The following is an 18,377-nucleotide window of genomic DNA, read 5'->3' as shown; positions in this document are numbered from 1 at the left end:
TAACCTCCGTCCCGTATGGTTAATACGTGTATTTTACAGTGTAATGGCTGCCGTCGCCGATATACTTCTTTACGGAAGCCCGGTCGTTACCGGCCGCCAGCGTGGGATCCATCAGCGTCCAGTCCTTCCCGTCGAAGGAAATGATGCCGTCCACCCAGCCGGTCTCCTGAAGATAGACGCTGATCCAGGCGTGGTAAGCCTGCCCGGAATAGCCCACCTCCAGCTTCGTGGGAATTCCCTGGGATCGGAGCATGGCGGCCATCAGGGAAGCGTAGTCAAAGCAGATCCCCTTTTTCGAAGCCATCACAGCGTCGATATCCGGAATATAGTCCGTGGGAATATTCTTCGCCAGTTCCTCATCATAGGAAATGGTGCCGGTGACGTAATCATAGACCTGCTCCACATAATTCAGATCCGAGGCGGAAGCGTCGGAAAGCTCCATCCCGTATTTTACAGCTTCACTGTCCGCCGTGTACCAGCAGTACTGGTTCGGATAAAGGAAGGGCTTGAATTCATCCCGGAGCGAAACCTCAAGGTCCCGGGGAAACGCAAGAGCGTACTTGTTATCGTAGGCGTGCTCGTAGATCTCCAGGTGGTAGGAGCCGCTGCCGCCGGACAGGGGAAAGGTCTGATAATCGCCGGGCTTCAGAAAATAAGAGTAGAGCGTGCCGTCGGGCGCGGTCATCTGAAGCCGGGATTTATCTGCCGGGCCGGTGTAGCGGACCATCACGTAGCCCTCGGAGGTATTGGAAGCATCGATGGAGACGAAATCATTTCCATAGACGTCGGTTCCATCGGCGGATGGCAGCAGAAATTCCGTTACAGTGGTTCGGGGCGGAAGCGACGGATCCTGCGCGGATGAACCGTTGGAATCCGGGCTGCCGCAGCCGGACAGAAGAAGCAGTATACAGATGAAAAAGAGCTTCATAAGGGAAAATCCTTTCCTATTTCATGGTAATGCGAAGGTGCAGCGTATTGCCGGCCCGATCGGGGACGCAGACGTCCAGAAAATGCTCCGGGCAGGAGAATACAGCCGTCTGTCCGGCCTCGTCCACCTGAAGGGGCGCAGCCTGACGGCCATCCTGATCAAGGGCCGTGATACTGCTGTAATCCACGCCGGAGCCGGAATCCTCCAGAGTCAGCCAGACCTTCCCGTCCTTCTGGGAATGAGAAGAGCAGGCGGGCGCTTCGGTGTCGACGCCGGAGACAGGAACCGTCACAGTCTGATACTGGTTATTGATAAGCGTCACAGTCACGGACAGCGTGCCATTGGCGCGGGGCTCGACGCTGTAGGTATTCTCCCCGGAGGCAGCTACCAGAAGCCGGGCGCCGTCCACTTCTGCATAGACGCTGCTGACGGGCAGAAGCGTATCCACGTCGATCCGGTAGGTGGGCAGCCAGGGGGTGTCCGTGGGTTGAAGCTGCAGGCTGACCCCGGGATAGAGAAACAGAAGGGGCAGCAGACAGAACAGCAGGAGAATCACCACCAGAAGAATCTTCTGGAAGGAAAAACGCTCCCTGCGGTAACGGGTATAGGAAATCAAGGTCTTCAGCGGAATGGTATTGGGCTCCGTCTGACAGGCGTCGAAGATATTTTCCAGCATACGGTCTGCCAGAGCTTCGGAAAGCGCCGGAGCCGTCTTTTTCTTGAAAAGCATCATGGGAAATGCCTCCTTTACAGGTTCAGAATCGCGCGCAGGCGCTTCTCCCCACGGCGCAGATAGCGGGAGACAGCGGTAGGGCGCAGATACAGAAGCCGGGCAATGCGTCGGATGGGCATATGGTCAAAATAGCGCATGGACAGCGCCTGGGCCTCCGTAAAGGGGAGAATCCGAAGCTGTCGGAGCGTATATTCGTGATCGCCGATGGAGAAGGTAAGGTCTTCCGAAGAACGGGTAGGGCTGGTCCGCAGAAGACGGCGCTCCAGGCAGGCGTGATAGTTCAGATAAGAGAGCCAGGGAAGAAAAAGCCCGGAATCCTGCAGGGAATCCAGATTCCGGAGCACCTGAATATAGGTCTCCTGCAGGGCGTCGCGGGCCAGGTATTCATCCTGGAGATAGTCGTAGGAAAAGCGGTACTGCTGCTGAAAAGTGGCTGCGTAAAGCTCCGCGAAGGCATTGCTGTCGCCCAGGACAGCCAGGTCAGCAAGTCCGGCGATATATTGCTGATCCAGATTATTCATAGTCCTGCTGCTCCTCCTTGTAGATACGCTGGTTGGATAGAGCGATCAGTTCGGTGATAGTGGGAGCGGCCTCCCCGTCCTCAAAGGCGATGCCATACTGATAGACAATGGGATAAGCGCCCTCCCTGGCGTTGTGGGCATCCGTCTTCTGCTGTACCCGGTCAAGAAAAAGCTGAAGTTTCTCCTGGGAACAGTCTTCGAAAAGCGCCAGAAATTTATTGCCGCCGTTACGCCCCACGAAGCAGAGATCCAGGGAGGTCAGGCGGAGAATGTTGGAAAAATCCCGAATCAGGATATTCCCCTGCATATGGCCGTATCGGCGGTTGATATCCCGAAGATTCGTCAGGTCGAACATGATGCAGCCCATGTGGTCGGGCAGAGGCTTATCCAGATAACGGTCAATCAGCGCGTCGCAGCTGAAGCGGTTGGCAATGCCGGCCACCGGATCGGAATGGACCACATGGTTGAGCTCCCGGTAATCCTTTTTATAGGAAGATAACAGGATAAAATCCGTCAGAAGAAAGGCGAAGGATAAAAGAAGCACCAGCCAGAGCACGCCGCAGAGAAAGCGTACGCGGGTGTCCGAGCCGGCCATATGGTAAAGCTCCGGATCCAGAAGCACCAGATCGATGCTGACCAGAGTGAGAATCAGAAATATGATAAGCTGAACTGTTTTGGCTATATCCAGTTTTTTCATGGGAAACCACCTCCTGAAGCAGTTGTATCCATTATAGCATATTTTGCCGAAAATCATAGGGGGAAAACGAAACCGCTGAAAAACTAACCTTTCGGATAGTTGACAGTGGATCTCCGCGATGATAATATAAGACTATATGGAAAATGAAAAGTGTTTATGAAAAAACAGGAAAAGGGTGAAGAGACTCATGCTGAAGGTTCGGATGCTCGGGCAGGAAGAAATTACCTATGGGGACCATCCCATTTTATCAGGAAAAAATAAAATTACAAAATCCATGGAACTGCTTCTTTTGCTGCTTCACAGAAAAGAAACGGGAATAGCAAGGAGCAGACTGGCTGACGCCCTTTACGGGGTGGAGGAGGTGGCAGACGCGGGTAACAGCCTTCGCGTGACCTCACACAGACTCAGGAAGCTCCTTTTGGACGCAGGAATGCCGGAGGAGGACTTTATTACGATCCGGGAGGGCGTATATCGCTGGAGCAGCAGGGAAGAAATGGATGTGGACGTCTGGAAGTTCCGGGAGCTGATAGAAGGAGCGGAAAAGGAGACAGACGAAGTCAGAAAGGCGGAACTGCTGAAGGCAGCCTGTCAGATGTACCGCGGCGAGTTCCTGCCCAAGCTTTCCGGTCAGGAATGGGCGCTGCTGGCGGCAGCTTCCTATAAGAAAATGTACTGCGACGCCCTGACATGGATCATCGAGTGGCTGAAAAAGCGCAGGGAGTACGACGAAATTCTCTGCCTGGTGGAGACAGCCTGCCGCCTGTATCCCTTCGAGGAGTGGCAGACCGTGAAAATCGACTGCTATATCGCCCAGAATCGTTATAACGAGGCCATGGCGGAGTATGAAAATACAGCCCGGATGCTGGCGGAGGAGCTGGGCGTGGCTCCCTCTGAGCGAATGATGGAACAGTTCCGGGATATGAGCAGCCATATCAGCAACAGACCCGGCACGGTGGAAGACATCAAGCATGGTCTGCAGGAGGATAAAAAAGACTGGGGCGCGTTTTACTGTACGCCGCCCAGCTTCCGGGATGTGTACCGCATGGTACGTCGGAATATGGAGCGCAGCGGCCGGTCCGTTTATCTTCTGGTCTGCTCTCTGACAGACAGCCAGGGTCGGGCCATGGAACAGGGGGAGAAGCTGGAGCAGCTGGCCGGAAAGCTGGGCGATGCAATACATAGCTCTCTTCGGAGAGGGGACGCGTTCACCCGTTACAGCGCCAGCCAGTATCTGGTGATGCTGGGCGGCATCAGCTGGGAGAACTGTCAGATCGTAATCAGCCGGATTACGGATTCATTTACAAAGGAACACAAGAGCTGGGAGAAACGGCTGCATTGCTGCGTGACTTCCCTGTATGACGAAGAAGGATGACATCTATGAGCAGAAAAAATATAGCATCTATGAACCTGTCCTCTCCAAACCTGGTCAACGTCTGTATCGATACGCTGGAGAACGGCGAGATACGAGGCAGAATGTATCATTATTATGGAGAGCAGCCGGTCCGGTTCGAAAGCATTCTGCAGCTTCTGAAGCAGATGGAGGCCCTGTTTGACGGAATAGCATTTCCCCAGGCCTCGACCAGGAGCCGGAGCTTTCGGAAGCAGTCGGCGGCGGAGGTCCCTTACAATATAGAAAAGCGGCCTGAGCGCCGGACGGACGAAGAACAGCTGACCGGGCAGAGAGGCCGGCTGGCCACGCTGCTGATACAGGTGGGATACCGGCAGAATTCCACCTGGGAGGGCGAAGCGTTATGGCTTGAGCAAAATGAAAAGAAAGAGTTCCGGAATGAGCTGGAGCTTCTGCAGCTTCTGGAGCTGGCATTACAGGAATGCAAAATTCAGGTAAATGAAGTAAAAAAATAAGGAAAAATTTGTTTTGTAATGCATTTTGTAACAGAATATCTCTTATAATAGGAAATAATAACAGGGAACTGCAAAGGGATACAGAGATAGGATGGACTGATTATGAAAAATACCAATACCTTCGTAGTAAAGATAGTAAGTCAGCAGAACTCTACCTGGCAGGGAAGCGTCACCTGGACAGAAGAGAAGAAGGTGCAGAATTTCCGAAGCGCGCTGGAACTGCTGAAACTGATAAGCGGAGCACTTGATGAAGGAGACATCGAGGCGGAAGGAGGAAACCATGAAAAGTAAAATGCTGAAGAGAGCCATTGCCATCATGCTTTGCATGGTAATCGTGATGGGCGGAGCGGAACATATGCGCGCCGGAAGCTCGGAAGGGACAGAAGAGACAACCACGGAGACGGCAGAGGAAGAAATCGTCCTGTCTGACGACGGAGATGAGAATCCCGTAGCGGACGCAGAGGAAGGACAGCCGAAAGCGCAGACCGAAGAGACGCCTTCTGAAGAAGGACAGTCCGAGTCCAAGGCGGAAGAAGGACAGTCCGAGTCCAAGACGGCAGAAGGACAGTCCGGAGCACAGAATCCCGACGCAGGAGAAACGAAGACAGGCGAAAGTGAAGAGAACATTCCGGAGGAAGAACGGAAAGAGAAGCCCATCATGGAGCTGACCTACGAGGACAGCCAGGTATCCATCCGGGTTACCGCAGATGAGGAAGGCAATATTCCCCAGGGCGCATCCCTTTCCGTTACCCCGATTGAGAAACAAGAAATCCATGACGATATGGACGCCGACGCGAAAGCAGAGGCGGAGGAGCTGAACGCCCAGTACGACGCCACCGCAGAGAAGCTGGTGGAGAAGGCCCAGGGCGAAGAGTACGACATCCTCGGTTTCCTTGCCTACGACATCACCTTCGTAGATGAGAACGGCGACAAGCTGGAGCCGAACGGATCCGTATCTGTATCCATGGACTACAAGGAAGCAGCCATCCCTGAGGAAGTAAAAACAGCCCGGGAAGCAGGCGCCGAGGTCGCAGACGTTACTCTGATGCATCTGGAGGAGAGCTCCGACGGAGCGGTCAAAGACGTGGTAGACATGGTTGCCGATGAGAGCCAGGAAGCGAACGTGCAGACCACCGAGGCTACGGAAGTGGAAGCGGCGCAGTTTGTGACGGAGAGTTTTTCGGTGTTTACGCTGACTTGGAGAGGCAGATCTGCGTCTGCTTTAACGATTCAGGCTGTAGATACAGAGGGAATCAGTATTGGAAAACCAGGAACAACAGAAAATATCAGTAAAGAAGAAACGGTGACTGCAATTGCAGGTACTCAGTTTAGAATAGCTGGATACACCTTTTTAAAGGCAACTTTAAATAGCGTTGATGGAACAGCAATTAAACGGCTGAAATGTGAAGAGAAGGGTTATATTTATAAGACCTATACGTGGTATTATAATACAAAAGAAAGCGGTAATAATGGTTGGGAAAAGGTAAACACCAGTGATACGATTTATTTTGTCTATCGTAATAGCTTAGTTGATCTGGAAGGCAATGCAGTTTCAACAACAAAGCATCAGGAGATGATTAGCAAAGTATCACAGGGAGACCTGCCGATTACCTGGAGTCGCTCTGATACATATGTTTATAATAAGGGTGGAAGTGAAGTTTCGCTTGGCTTGGATTGGACATGGTATGATGTAACAAATCATTTGAGCGATCTGAGCATAACAAACGAGAATCAGGTATGGGATGGATCCCGCATGGCACAGCATAATTTGAATAATGCCGCTTATTTGGCGGAAAATACCATTACCGCATATAAGGACAAGCTGTATGATTCCGCTACATGGAAAATAAATAGCAGTAAGAGTACGGATGAGGCGCTGACTCGTTTTAGAGGAAGCTTTGATCTGAAGAATTTGCAAAAAGAAAGCGACTATGATTATGCTGATTATGATTATACAATTAAATCAGTGTTGGATGATAGTCGGATTTATATTAATGACAATATGTTTGTATTTGTATATCCGGAAGGAGCAGACATTACAAACGAAAATTACAAAGATTATTTAGCATTTTGGACGGGAACTTCCAATCGCTCAGATGATATTCAGTATTATCAGGAAAAAGCAGGAACCCGTGCATATAATAATATTGCAGCAGGTGGCCAATGGAGAGAAAATGGCGTTGACGATTCAAGCAATCCGTTTTGCAAAATCACAAATGGCTGGTATGCAAAACCTGTAGAAGATGGTGCGGGTGGAATTATCCAGAGAGAACTTGCGAAAAATCCGAGTAACACAAGGTTTTATATTGATGTTATTACGCATGATAACGCTACAGGCGGAGGAATGTACCGACTTGAGATAAAAGCACAGAAGAAGCAGAAAACACCGGTAAGCTTCTATAAAGTAGATGCAGATAATACCAGTCGGGGCATCCAGGGCGCTAAGTTTACAATGACATCTGCGAATGGCGCTACATACTTCTTTACAAGTGGTGCCGATGGAAAGACCAACGAAAACAAATTGGTACCGGGGACCTATACTCTGAAAGAAAATGTAGCAGGAAGCGGATATCTTGGCTCTGATAATGAATGGACGGTTACTGTTACAAATGATGGATTCAACATAGTCCTGACGAGTAATAATGACGAAAATGCAACGGCAGATACATTCAAATCAGGCACCAACACGGGAAAATGGTATATTACTAATAAGAAAAATGGAACCACACCAACACCGCCCACAACGGATCAGGATCTGGGCAAGCCGGAACATAAAAAGACTATCCTGAAGAACAAAAAAAATGATTACAGATTGTCTCTGGATGTGAAAGGAGAGGTAGGACAGGCCACGCCGATTGATGTACTGCTGATTGTGGATGAATCAGGCAGTATGGAGGGTGACGGAAAAAGAAATGTAGATAAAGCAGTTGCACAGTTGGTAGGACAGCTTAAAGCCTCGGATATAAAAGACAATATTAAAATTGCGATAGTTGGATTTTCCGGAACGAAAGGTACGTGGGTTTGGGATAGTTTATTTAGTGGACATTATGAAGGTGATGAAGCGGACAATGATGCAAGAACGCGTATGCCATGGACGAAAGTCACTGAATTAGGTTCTTCGCCGTTCGGGCTGACAGTAGATGGTGGAACAAACTGGCAGGCAGGTGTTCGTAAAGGAGAAGAAGTTTTAGCATCCGGGACATCAGGAGCAAAGAAGTATGTTATTTTCCTGACAGATGGAAATCCGACATTTATGTATGATAGCGACGGAATGACAACAGGTGATGGACAGGATTATGACGAGAAGTATTTGAACGCGGCAGTTACAGAGTGGAATAGTACAACTCATCTGAAGAGTGCTGTAAAGTATATCATTGATGCAAACAATAAGACGCAGAGCAAGTGTAGCGATTTCGCGTCAAAAGTTGGTGCAGAAAATCTTAATGGTACAAGTGAAACAGCTCTTACTACAGCTTTCGAAAAAATTGCAAAAGATATTACCAAGCCGGAATACACAAAGGTATCCATCACAGATACATTAAGCGAGTACGCAGATTTTGCTGATGCAGGACAATTAAACTTAAAGGTTTACAGACAGAAAGATGGCGAAGCAAAATCAGAACTGGATGCTTCCAAGTATGAAGTGGTTTGGGGCGAAGATGGCAAAACAGTTACGGTAAAACTTCTGAATCAGGAAGCTTTGGAAGAAAAGGTTACTTACACCGTTGAGTTTAACATCAAACCGACCATGAAAGCCTACGCAGATTATGCAAAGCAAAATGGCTATGGAGGAGTAACGGGAGATACGAATACGGATACGGATACAGCAAATCCGACCAGTTCAGGTAAGCCCGGTTTCCATTCCAATGCTACCGCAAAAGTAACTTACACGGTAAATGGTAAGGAGGATCATGCAGAATATGCTCATCCGGTACTTCAAGTAGAGCAGAAGACCACAGAACATTCCGTAAAGAAGGAGTGGGTCGGCGGTGAAGAGGATTCCGTACAGGTACAGCTGACAGCCAAGTACAATGATGGCAACGACACTCTTACGGATGTACCGAGTACCTATCAGTCTCTGACAACAGAGATGCGGGAAACTCAGACCTTGAACGAAACAAATGGTTGGACATACAAGTGGGAGAATCTTCCGAAGTATTACTATTATACAGATAAAGACGGAAAGCTGGCGAGAACAGAGATTGTTTATTCCGTAGAAGAGGTGAATCCGTCCAATAAGTATAATGTAACCTGTGTGACAAGCGAGGATGGAAAACTCACCACCATCACCAACACTGCGAAAGCAAAGTGGGAGATTGTAAAAGTAAGTTCCAACAGCAACGATGTGAAGCTGGAGGGCGCAGCGTTTACACTGACAGATACTAAGAATCCCGCAACTACCTATACGGGTACTTCCGAAAGTGGTGGAGTCGTAACCTGGAAAGACGCGGATAATAACGATGTATCCATGATTCCGGAAGGCACCTATACACTCAAGGAAACCACAGCTCCCGGCAACTACGCACTGAGCGAGGATACCTGGACAATTACTGTAGGCAAGGACGGAAGTCTGACAGTCACAAACGCATCTGGTAATCCTGTGGAATGTGCTACAACAGAGGAAACAGGTGCTAATGGCAACAAAACCGGTGTAGTAATTTACAGCTATTACTTCAAGAACACACCGATGTACGAGCTTCCGAGTACCGGAGGAATCGGAACCTATTGGTATACAATCGGCGGCATGCTGATGATGGCAGCAGCGCTGGTTCTGTATAGAAAGAAAAAGTATACAAAATAAAAAGTATACAAAATAAAATGGGAGAATCCCAAAAAAGAAAGGATGAAATGCTATGAAGAAGTACAGAAAGATTTGGGCAGTGTTATTAACACTGGCCATGGTGCTTGGAATGAGCATGACAACAATGGCGGCAGCGCCGACAAGTAAAATCGAAGTAAAGGGACTGTCTGCACAGGAAGAGGAAACCGTAAATCTGTATGCGGCAATTACCTTAAATGAAGCAGAGAATGCCTGGGTTGTAGCAGATTGGGCACAGCCTTATGTAACACTGGATACAGCAAATAATAAGTACATAGTAACTGACTGGGCGGGACTTTCCGCAGCCGCAGCTGGAACTCCGATTCAGCAGCAGCATGCAGTTGGAGTGACGAACGTTACATTTAACAATGTTCCGGTGGGCGCATATGTTATTACCGCATCAGGCAACAAGATTAACTATGCACCGATGGTAGCGGAGACTTATGATAATACAGCAGAAACGCTGCAGGCTAAAAACGCAGAAGTAACTGCAAAATCGACCGGATACGAACTGACAAAAAAGCAGAAGATTGAAGCAACAGGCAATAAATTTGTAAAACGCGGCGAGACGCTTACCTTTGAGATTACAACAACATTCCCGGCGTTTGAAAAAGCTGATTCAAAAGATAACGTATTTACTATTGTAGATACGCCGACCGGTCTGGATATTACAGATATTACAAGCCTTACAGTAGGCAATGCTGCACTGACAAAAGACACGGATTACACCATGACAAAAGATTCGGCTACAGGCGCAGTTACCATTGATTTAACTAAGTATATTGGTAAAGAAAATGCACATGCAGGCCAGACAGTAGTAGTTACCTATACAGCAATCGTTACAGCAGCAGAAGGAACAGCAGATGGAGGCATTTATAAGAATACAGCAAATGCGTATCGTAACGGAACAGAGACAGGTGGAGATAACGAAGAAGGCTGGACTGGCGATATCACACTGACTAAGACAGATGACGCTGAGAATGAAAAAGATAGAAAACAGCTGAATGGAGCAGAGTTTGAGGTATACAAGAACTTTGAAGAAAAAGATGGCAAAGTTACAGCAAATGAGACTGATAAGTTATATTTTGTAAAAGAGACAGATGGTGTATATAAGTTAGCATTATCAAATGAAGAAGAAGGAGCAACATCAACAGTAGTTGCAACAAGCGGTAAAGTTCGGGTGAAAGGCCTCGACGAGGGAACCTACTGGTTCAAAGAGACAAAGGCTCCGTCTGGATATTCTATTAATGCAGCAGGAAAACAGGTTACGATTACGCTTCCTACAGCAACAGATAATGGTAAGTTACAGAATGTATCTGTAAGCGATACACTTACTGATACCAAGCTTTCTGCTCTGCCCTCCACCGGTGGCATCGGTACCACAATCTTCACCATCGGCGGCTGCGCTATCATGATTGCAGCAGCATTCCTGTTCTTCGCAAGTCGTAAGAAGAATGACAACAAATAAGTAAAGTAACAGAAGTTACATAAGTAACACGCGTTACAAGCAACACAGACGAGACATCATAGCATTTAAGGAGTCAGAGGGCGTTAGTCCTCTGGCTCCCATATAAAAACATTTACAGCAACAAGGAGAGTCCGGATGAAGAATAAAGGAAAAGTAATTGGAATAATCATATTATTTTTAGCCGGTTTGTCCTTATTGCTGTACCCGCTGGTGGCAAACCAGTGGAACAGCTACCGACAGAGCCGGCTTATCAGCACCTACGAAGGTCAGGTGTCCGACCTGGAAAATGGAGATGGCATTGATTACGAAGCAGAATGGGAGCGGGCGAGAGCCTACAATGCCTCCCTGCTTCCCAGCATCCTTCCCGATTCCTTCGCCATCGCCCAGGCGTCCGACGAACCGGATTCGGAGTACATGGCCAGCCTGAACCTGACCGGGGACGGCATGATGGGAACCATCGAGATTCCGAAGATTCAGGTGAAGCTTCCGATTTATCATACCACGGAGGCCACGGTGTTGGAGAAGGCCGCAGGCCATCTGGAGGGCAGCTCCCTCCCCATCGGAGGCGAGAACAGCCACGCAGTCATTTCCGCACACCGGGGACTGCCAAGCGCCAGCCTCTTTACAGACCTGGATAAGCTGGAGCTGGGCGATCATTTTCTGATTCATGTGCTGGATGAGACACTGGCCTATGAGGTGGATGACATTCAGGTGGTAGAGCCGGAGGATACCGAGAGCCTGGCGGTGGAGCCCGACGAGGATCTGGTGACACTGCTCACCTGTACCCCCTACGGCGTGAATTCCCATCGGCTTCTGGTACAGGGACACCGGGTTTCCTACGATCCGGAGACGACCATAGCGAAGGAAGAGACGAAGGGTCAGGTCAGCATGCATACCAATTATCTGCTCTGGGTCATCGTGGGACTGGCTGTGACAGCCGCCTTTATCGCAGGTCTGTTCCTGTGGGATAGAAAGCAGAAGAAAAAAATGGAAAACACCGCGACACCGAAGGAGTAACCATGAAGCGAAAAATCACGAATCTTCTGGTGGGACTGCTGTTTCTGGTTGGCCTGGGAGTTCTGACATATCCCACCATATCCAATCAGTGGAACACCTATCGGCAGAGTAAGCTTATCAGTACCTACGAGGCGGCCATGGAGCCCATGACGCCGGAGGATTTCTCAGAGGAATGGGAGAAGGCCAGAGCCTTCAACGCGTCCTTTACCGACAATAATCTCTACGGCGATGTATTTGGCGCTGAAGATACGAAGCTGGAGGATACGGAATACTGGAAGGTGCTGAATATCGCAGGCGACGGCGTGATGGGGTATCTCTCCATCCCGAAGCTCAACATCAAGCTGGCTATTTACCACGGAACCGGTGAAGATGTGCTGCAGACCGGCGTCGGCCATCTGAACGGCACGAAGCTTCCCATTGGCGGAGAAGGAAGTCATTCCGTACTGGCAGCCCACCGGGGATTGCCCAGCGCGCGGCTTTTTACAGACATCGATCAGCTGCAGCCGGGAGATAAATTTTACATTCATATGCTGGACGAAGTGCTGGCCTATGAAGTGGATCAGATTCTTCCCATGGTAGAGAAAGACGATATGGATACGCTGACAGAAGCCATGAAGGTGGATCCGGACGCGGATCAGGTGACATTATTTACCTGTACGCCCTATGGAGTCAATTCCCACCGCCTTCTGGTGAGGGGAACGAGAGTACCTTATACCGGAGAGGAAGAAGTGCAGAATACAGTGGCAGAGACCATGGTTCAGGCAGTGCAGAATTATTACATGCTCTATCTGATAATGGGACTGTCTGTGACCATACTGGTGATATTAATCATGAAATTCCTGTTTGGAAGACACAAAAAGCAAGGAGGAAAACGCGATGATGAATAAGAGGGTGAAGATGGGAGGAGCGTGCATTCTGGCGCTGGCACTGACGCTGGCAGGCCTGAAGCTTCCGAGCGCGTACGCGGCGTTGCCGGTGGATCTGTCCCAGAAAGGCAGCATCGAGTTCAAGCTGGCGAAGAATGTGTACCCGGAGCCTGCGAATCCGGATGAGGAACGAGCGGACTATAACGAGGAGCTGTATAAGCTGCCTATGACCGTAAAACTGTATCAGGTGGCAGATATCACCGAGACCGGCGCGTATAAGGCGAAGGACGCTTACACCACTCTGGGCGTGGATAAGGTAAACAGCGAGACAAAGACAGAGGAATGGACCGCAATGGCGGCCACAGCGGCGGAGCTGGCAGCAGGGATGACGGAAGATTACCGGGCAGTCAAAGCAAAAGACAGTGACAGCGTAAAGCTGGAGTTGCCGATGGAGCTGGGACTTTACCTGGTGCTGGTGGACGATGTGGTGACAGACAGCTATATCTACAGCTTTAATCCGTATCTGATTTCCGTGCCGAATAATTATGTCTACAGCACAGGCAGCGACGCCTGGGTTTATAATCTGACCGGCGACAATGCAGTCGGCCTGAAGCCGGAGCGGCAGGAGCGTCTTGGGGATCTGGAGATTGTCAAGGATCTGATCGGCTACAATGCATCCCTGGGCGGCGCGTATTTCGTATATGAGGTGTCCGTACCGAATCCGGACGGAACCACAACAAGCAATGTATACAAGCTTTCCTTTACGGATACCGGAAGCCGGTCCCTGACCATCACGGATCTTCCGGCAGGGGCGGAGGTGACGGTGACCGAGGTCTATACCGGCGCCAGCTACTCGCTGACCACAGACGCCACTCAGAAGACGACCATCACCGCCAATCCCAACAGCGACTGGAAGGTAACGGGCGGCGATAAACCGGCAGAGCTGGAGCCCTACACGCCGAGCTCCGTAAGCTTTACAAATACTTATGACAAGCGCCAGAACGGCGGCAGTGGCGTAGTCAATACCTTCTATAAGAACGGAGAAATCGTAGACTGGCGAAATGACATCGATAAGGTGGAGGTGAACTAAGGATGAAAAGACTGAGTAAAAAAGCCCTTTGCCTTGCAGCGGCTGGTCTGGTGCTGGCGGGCGGCGCATCCGTGGGAAGCGCATACGCTTATTTTACAACTTATACAGAGGTCTCCGGCGGAGCAGTCTTTAACCTGGGACAGACGAAGACGGAGATTGACGAGCGGGTGGAAAATGGCACGAAAATCGTATCGATTCGGAATATCGGCGATTACGCCTGCTACGTCCGGGCAACCGCATTTGCGGGAAGCAGCTATACCCTGACCTTCGCGGACGGCGGCTCCGGGAAATGGAGCAATGGCGGCGACGGCTACTGGTACTACAGCGACCTGGTTCAGCCGGGCGAGACGACGGGAACCTTGAATATTAAGATTCCGCAGGAACTCCTGGGGGATGTAACAGAGGACACCGAGCTGAATGTCATCGTAGTTCAGGAGTGCGCTCCGGAAAGCTACGACGAGAACGGGGCATTGCTCCCCAACGGATCGGCACGGTTTCAGAAGACGGCAGGAAATTAAAGGAGGACGGGCAAGATGAAGAAGAAAAAGAACAGATTTCCGAAAAAGACCGCCCTGCTCCTGGGCGCTGCGGCGCTCCTGCTTCTGGGAAGCACTGTGGGAAGCACGCGGGCAGCGCTGACCTACTACAGCGAGAATTACGTGGCGGGCGTGGAGATGTCCAGTATCGGCATCACCCTTCTGGAAAATGGCAAGACCGTCGGCGCCCGGAATTACGATAAGAACGGCGAGTGGATGGTGACCGGGGGAGAGCTGCTGGGGGATCTTCTGAAGGACGGCGAGCTCCTGGTACCGGGAAAGCATTATGATGAGCACCTGGAGGTACGCAACAGCGGCAACATTGACAGCTATGTGCGTGTGATTGTCACAAAAAGCTGGACAGATAAAGAGGGCAATGAGGTACCGGTGACCACGTTGGATCCGAATCTGATAGACCTGCATGTTACGGAAGCCAATGGCTGGGCAGAGGATACCTCCGCCAGGACGGCGGAGCGCAGCATCTGGTACCTGAACGGAGCGCTGAAGGCTGGTGAGTCCGTGGATTTCGCGGATTATCTGAGCATCGCCCCGGCGATTCGGGATATGATGACCGAATCCGTTGAACAGAGCGGCAATGCGACGACCTATACATATACCTATGATTATGACGGATATTCCTTCCGGGTAGGCATTTCCGCTGAGGCGGTGCAGACTCATAACGCAGCCGACGCGGTGAAGAGTGCCTGGGGCGTGGATATCTCCGATGTGATTACCAATGTGTCAGGAAATTAAGAGGGGGTACAAGAAGATGAAGAAAAAAGTATTGTGCCTTGCGATGGCACTGGTGATGCTGGCGGGCGGAAGTCTTACAGCCCATGCGGAAGAGCTGAAGGGTCAGGACGGCTGGCGGGCCGAATTTAACGGGAAAAAGATTGTCAGCAATTTTGATTCCGGCACCCTGGCGGACGAAGCCGGCAATGTGCAGCCCGGCGACAGCATTACCCTGAAAGTAGAGATTAAGAATTCCGATACCGGTTCTACCGACTGGTATATGACCAACGAGGCCATCCAGTCCCTGGAGGACGCGGCGGATGTGGCCCAGGGCGGCGCTTACTCCTACCGCCTGGCTTACAAGGGTCCGAAGGGTCAGGAGATTGAGATTTACAACAGCGAAAATGTGGGCGGCGAGAGCACCACAGGAAAGCTGGAGGGACTCCATCAGGCCACGGACACCCTGAACGATTATTTTTACCTGGACAGACTGGAGTCCGGTAAATCCGGCACAGTGACTCTGAAGGTAACGGTCGAGGGCGAAACCCAGAATAACGATTACCAGAAGACCCTGGCGAAGCTTCAGATGACATTTGCGGTGGAAAAGGTCACTGCAAGCGTGGTAAAGCACACGCCGGGTAAGGTACATACCGAGACAAGGATGATTACGAACCGGGTACAGACCGGCGATACGGCCCACATCCTGCTGTTTTGTCTGCTGGGACTGACCAGTGGACTGGTGCTCCTGTTTATCGGAGTAAAATCATCCAAAAGACGTAAGAACGGACAGAAAGGAGAGTGAGCCGAATGAAAGCATTCAAAAAACTGGCAGCAGCGGCAGCGGCAATCACCTTCTTACTGAGTCTGTCGATTCTGACTGCGGACGCGGCGGAGGCTCCGAAGGGATATTCCTATCAGGTGACGCTCCATGCGGGCAATCAGGGAACCATCGGCGGTCAGGACAGCGTAACCATTTCTGATTTGCAGTATGGGGCGCAGGTATCCTTTGACCTGAGCACGATTCAGGTGACGGATGATCGCTATTATGTGAAGGGCGTGCGTCTGAGCGGCCGCGACAACAATACGGTCAATGCCACAGCGTTCCGTGTGGAAGGCGACGCAGATTATGTGGTGGCATACGGTATCAAGGGCAATCTGGTGGCCTATACCGTGAAGTATCAGGACGCTTCCGGCAGACAGTTGGCTGCGGACAGCACGTTCTATGGAAATGTGGGCGACAAGCCCATCGTGGCTTACAGGTATATTGAGAATTATGTACCGCAGGCGCTGGCTCTGACCAAGACTCTGAGCGCCAATGAGGCGGAGAACGTATTTACCTTCGTGTATACACGGGGCGAGGCCGGAATCATTACGATTCCGGGCTCTGACACCACCAATGTGGTGACGGTGGTTGTGCCGGGCGTGACTAGGGTCAATGGCGGAGGCGCGAACGCAGGCGGTAACGGCGCAGGCGGCGGAGCAGCGGCAGGCGCGGACGCGAACGGCGGCGCTGCGGGCGAAGGCGACAACGACGATAACGACGATAACGACGATAACGTGGAGGTAACCACCCCCGACAACCTGGTAGACCTGGATGAAAATCAGGCGCCGGCAGCGAATATTGACCTGGACGGCAATGGCGCGAAGGCATTCCCGTTTGCGGCGGCAGTGGTCATCGGCGTGGGCGCTCTGGCGGCGTTACTGGTACTTGCAGTATGGATTCGGAAGCGGATGAAATCTGAGGAATAAAAAGCAGGAAAGAATGAGAAGAAGACGAGGATAGGATTCGGAGACGGGCCCTATCCCCGTTTCTGTTACGAAGTATCCGTAAGGAGCTGCCACCGGCAGATCCTGCCGGTATAAAGTATGCATTCGGAAAGGAAGCAAAAGCCGTGAGTAAGAATAAGAAAAAAGGCAGAAATCCGCTGGCGGTCATCTGCAGTACGCTGGGAACCCTGGCTCTGGTGGCGCTGATCGCGGCCTGCGTGCCCCTGACCATACCCCGGATGCTGGGTTATGAGCTCTATACGGTAGTCAGCGGCAGCATGGAACCGGCGATCCCTACAGGCAGTCTGGTGTATGTGGAAAATATGGATCCCACAGAGGTGCAGGAGGGGGACGTCATCGCGTTTTACAGCGTACAGGGCGGAAGTGCTGTGATTACCCATCGGGTGGTGACCAACAGCACGGTTATGGGCGAGTTTATCACCAAGGGCGACGCCAACGAGGAAAATGATATGAGTCCGATTCCCTATTATTATTTCATTGGACGGGTCGTAAAATCGATCCCGAGGGTGGGCTCCATGGCGCAGACCTTTACCAGCAGCACCGGGAAGCTTGCGGCAGCCAGTCTGATGGGGCTGGGTGTAATTCTGCATCTGTTGGCTGCAGTCCTGAACAGAAAGAGAGAGAAAGAGGCGTGAAGAAGAGAATTTTAGGAAGATATGACGGTAAAAAGCGCAGCTGGTTCCGGCAGTTCAAAGAGTTTCTGGCGCTGCTTTTGCTGATTGTACTCCTCTTTCAGCTGGTTGTGGGGGTCTTTTTCGTGAAGGGCGACTCCATGTATCCCACCCTGGACGATGGCGAGCTGGCTCTCTATCTCCGCATCGTCCCGGAATACCATCGCGGCGACATCGTCTCTGTGCGTCTGCCTTCCGGTGAACAATACGTAAAACGTATCGTCGGCCTGCCCGGCGACGAAGTAGACTTTAAGGATGGCCGGCTCCTCATAAACGGCGAGCCCCAGGACGAGCCCTACGCCAACGGTGAAAGCGCCCCCGAGGGTAATAACCTGACCTATCCCTGCACCCTGACCGCCGACCGGTACTTCGTCCTCGGCGACAACCGCATCCAGTCCATGGACTCCCGCATCTTCGGCCCGGTACTGAAGAGCGAGCTGAAGGGGAAGATGGTGGTGCATCTGAGGATTATCCGAAGGGACTAAAAAACATAAAAATATATCAACGAACAGAAAACGGCGTGGCGTCTGGGCGAGCGTGGAAAATTTCCCGCCCAGACCCCACGTCGTTTTCGTCCGTCTATCGTCCTTATTCTTACACTTTCCCCATTTTTGTAAAGTCCACACCCCCATCCCATCTGCTACAATC

General features: G+C 51.0%; 18 protein-coding genes. 14 read left to right on the top strand and 4 right to left on the bottom strand.

Going from position 1 to position 18,377, the window contains the following annotated elements; all coding sequences use genetic code 11:
* Positions 1–19 precede the first annotated feature (19 nt).
* Genes ACESZP_RS06455 through ACESZP_RS06440 form a run of 4 tightly spaced genes read right to left on the bottom strand, consistent with a single transcriptional unit; the run spans position 20 to position 2,879 of the window.
* Positions 20–928, bottom strand: a complete 909-nt coding sequence (locus ACESZP_RS06455) for a transglutaminase-like domain-containing protein (RefSeq protein ID WP_499708433.1) — start codon at positions 926–928, stop codon at positions 20–22.
* 16 nt (positions 929–944) lie between these two features.
* Complete coding sequence (locus ACESZP_RS06450) at positions 945–1,661, bottom strand: hypothetical protein (RefSeq protein WP_499708432.1); 717 nt, start codon at positions 1,659–1,661, stop codon at positions 945–947.
* 14 nt (positions 1,662–1,675) lie between these two features.
* Positions 1,676–2,182 carry an RNA polymerase sigma factor gene (locus tag ACESZP_RS06445; RefSeq protein ID WP_349165188.1) on the bottom strand — a complete coding sequence of 169 codons (507 nt, stop codon included), beginning with the start codon at positions 2,180–2,182 and terminating at the stop codon, positions 1,676–1,678.
* Positions 2,175–2,879, bottom strand: coding sequence for a GGDEF domain-containing protein (locus ACESZP_RS06440; protein ID WP_499708430.1), 705 nt, complete (start codon positions 2,877–2,879; stop codon positions 2,175–2,177). Before ACESZP_RS06440 ends, ACESZP_RS06445 begins: the two co-directional genes overlap by 8 nt.
* 175 nt (positions 2,880–3,054) lie before the next feature.
* Between ACESZP_RS06440 and ACESZP_RS06435 the strand changes: the two genes are divergently transcribed.
* The 14 genes from ACESZP_RS06435 (at position 3,055) to lepB (ending at position 18,214) form a co-directional block, all read left to right on the top strand.
* Positions 3,055–4,251, top strand: coding sequence for an AfsR/SARP family transcriptional regulator (locus ACESZP_RS06435; RefSeq protein ID WP_499708429.1), 1,197 nt, complete (start codon positions 3,055–3,057; stop codon positions 4,249–4,251).
* Positions 4,252–4,256: 5 nt separating this feature from the next.
* Positions 4,257–4,742 (top strand): hypothetical protein, encoded by a 486-nt coding sequence (locus ACESZP_RS06430; RefSeq protein WP_499708427.1) that lies wholly within the window; start codon positions 4,257–4,259, stop codon positions 4,740–4,742.
* 102 nt (positions 4,743–4,844) lie between these two features.
* Positions 4,845–5,033, top strand: coding sequence for a hypothetical protein (locus tag ACESZP_RS06425; protein WP_178038826.1), 189 nt, complete (start codon positions 4,845–4,847; stop codon positions 5,031–5,033).
* On the top strand, positions 5,023–9,543 hold the full coding sequence (locus tag ACESZP_RS06420; RefSeq protein ID WP_499708426.1) for a DUF7604 domain-containing protein: 4,521 nt from the start codon (positions 5,023–5,025) through the stop codon (positions 9,541–9,543). The genes ACESZP_RS06425 and ACESZP_RS06420 overlap by 11 nt, the downstream gene beginning before the upstream one ends.
* Positions 9,544–9,595: 52 nt before the next feature.
* The gene (locus ACESZP_RS06415; protein WP_499708424.1) at positions 9,596–11,029 is read left to right on the top strand and encodes a SpaH/EbpB family LPXTG-anchored major pilin; all 1,434 of its coding nucleotides are present in this window, start codon (positions 9,596–9,598) and stop codon (positions 11,027–11,029) included.
* A 135-nt stretch (positions 11,030–11,164) separates the two neighbouring features.
* The gene (locus ACESZP_RS06410) at positions 11,165–12,046 is read left to right on the top strand and encodes a class C sortase (protein WP_499708422.1); all 882 of its coding nucleotides are present in this window, start codon (positions 11,165–11,167) and stop codon (positions 12,044–12,046) included.
* A 2-nt stretch (positions 12,047–12,048) separates the two neighbouring features.
* Positions 12,049–12,933 (top strand): class C sortase, encoded by an 885-nt coding sequence (locus ACESZP_RS06405; RefSeq protein WP_499708420.1) that lies wholly within the window; start codon positions 12,049–12,051, stop codon positions 12,931–12,933.
* Positions 12,923–14,002 carry a DUF5979 domain-containing protein gene (locus ACESZP_RS06400; RefSeq protein WP_499708419.1) on the top strand — a complete coding sequence of 360 codons (1,080 nt, stop codon included), beginning with the start codon at positions 12,923–12,925 and terminating at the stop codon, positions 14,000–14,002. The genes ACESZP_RS06405 and ACESZP_RS06400 overlap by 11 nt, the downstream gene beginning before the upstream one ends.
* Before the next feature lie 2 nt (positions 14,003–14,004).
* Positions 14,005–14,520: a hypothetical protein gene (locus ACESZP_RS06395; protein WP_499708418.1), complete on the top strand. Its 516-nt coding sequence runs from the start codon at positions 14,005–14,007 to the stop codon at positions 14,518–14,520.
* A 15-nt stretch (positions 14,521–14,535) separates the two neighbouring features.
* Positions 14,536–15,291, top strand: a complete 756-nt coding sequence (locus tag ACESZP_RS06390; protein WP_499708416.1) for a hypothetical protein — start codon at positions 14,536–14,538, stop codon at positions 15,289–15,291.
* Positions 15,292–15,307: 16 nt separating this feature from the next.
* On the top strand, positions 15,308–16,072 hold the full coding sequence (locus ACESZP_RS06385; RefSeq protein ID WP_499708415.1) for a hypothetical protein: 765 nt from the start codon (positions 15,308–15,310) through the stop codon (positions 16,070–16,072).
* A 5-nt stretch (positions 16,073–16,077) separates the two neighbouring features.
* Positions 16,078–17,019 carry a MucBP domain-containing protein gene (locus ACESZP_RS06380; protein WP_499708413.1) on the top strand — a complete coding sequence of 314 codons (942 nt, stop codon included), beginning with the start codon at positions 16,078–16,080 and terminating at the stop codon, positions 17,017–17,019.
* A gap of 143 nt (positions 17,020–17,162) precedes the next feature.
* Positions 17,163–17,693 (top strand): signal peptidase I, encoded by a 531-nt coding sequence (locus ACESZP_RS06375; protein WP_178038836.1) that lies wholly within the window; start codon positions 17,163–17,165, stop codon positions 17,691–17,693.
* Positions 17,690–18,214 carry a signal peptidase I gene (lepB, locus tag ACESZP_RS06370; RefSeq protein ID WP_499708412.1) on the top strand — a complete coding sequence of 175 codons (525 nt, stop codon included), beginning with the start codon at positions 17,690–17,692 and terminating at the stop codon, positions 18,212–18,214. The genes ACESZP_RS06375 and lepB overlap by 4 nt, the downstream gene beginning before the upstream one ends.
* Positions 18,215–18,377: the final 163 nt, after the last annotated feature.

Source organism: Candidatus Dorea massiliensis AP6 (assembly GCF_964245105.1).
GTDB lineage: Bacteria > Bacillota > Clostridia > Lachnospirales > Lachnospiraceae > Laedolimicola > Laedolimicola intestinihominis.
This window is presented reverse-complemented; position numbering and strand designations above follow the sequence as displayed.

Coding starts and splice junctions, on each gene's coding strand:
- ACESZP_RS06385 (WP_499708415.1), top strand. CDS start 15,308: ATGAAGAAAAAAGTATTGTGCCTTGCGATGGCACTGGTGATGCTGGCG.
- ACESZP_RS06415 (WP_499708424.1), top strand. CDS start 9,596: ATGAAGAAGTACAGAAAGATTTGGGCAGTGTTATTAACACTGGCCATG.
- ACESZP_RS06430 (WP_499708427.1), top strand. CDS start 4,257: ATGAGCAGAAAAAATATAGCATCTATGAACCTGTCCTCTCCAAACCTG.
- ACESZP_RS06380 (WP_499708413.1), top strand. CDS start 16,078: ATGAAAGCATTCAAAAAACTGGCAGCAGCGGCAGCGGCAATCACCTTC.
- ACESZP_RS06410 (WP_499708422.1), top strand. CDS start 11,165: ATGAAGAATAAAGGAAAAGTAATTGGAATAATCATATTATTTTTAGCC.
- ACESZP_RS06390 (WP_499708416.1), top strand. CDS start 14,536: ATGAAGAAGAAAAAGAACAGATTTCCGAAAAAGACCGCCCTGCTCCTG.
- ACESZP_RS06455 (WP_499708433.1), bottom strand. CDS start 928: ATGAAGCTCTTTTTCATCTGTATACTGCTTCTTCTGTCCGGCTGCGGC.
- ACESZP_RS06400 (WP_499708419.1), top strand. CDS start 12,923: ATGATGAATAAGAGGGTGAAGATGGGAGGAGCGTGCATTCTGGCGCTG.
- ACESZP_RS06420 (WP_499708426.1), top strand. CDS start 5,023: ATGAAAAGTAAAATGCTGAAGAGAGCCATTGCCATCATGCTTTGCATG.
- ACESZP_RS06450 (WP_499708432.1), bottom strand. CDS start 1,661: ATGATGCTTTTCAAGAAAAAGACGGCTCCGGCGCTTTCCGAAGCTCTG.
- ACESZP_RS06440 (WP_499708430.1), bottom strand. CDS start 2,879: ATGAAAAAACTGGATATAGCCAAAACAGTTCAGCTTATCATATTTCTG.
- ACESZP_RS06425 (WP_178038826.1), top strand. CDS start 4,845: ATGAAAAATACCAATACCTTCGTAGTAAAGATAGTAAGTCAGCAGAAC.
- ACESZP_RS06395 (WP_499708418.1), top strand. CDS start 14,005: ATGAAAAGACTGAGTAAAAAAGCCCTTTGCCTTGCAGCGGCTGGTCTG.
- ACESZP_RS06445 (WP_349165188.1), bottom strand. CDS start 2,182: ATGAATAATCTGGATCAGCAATATATCGCCGGACTTGCTGACCTGGCT.
- ACESZP_RS06405 (WP_499708420.1), top strand. CDS start 12,049: ATGAAGCGAAAAATCACGAATCTTCTGGTGGGACTGCTGTTTCTGGTT.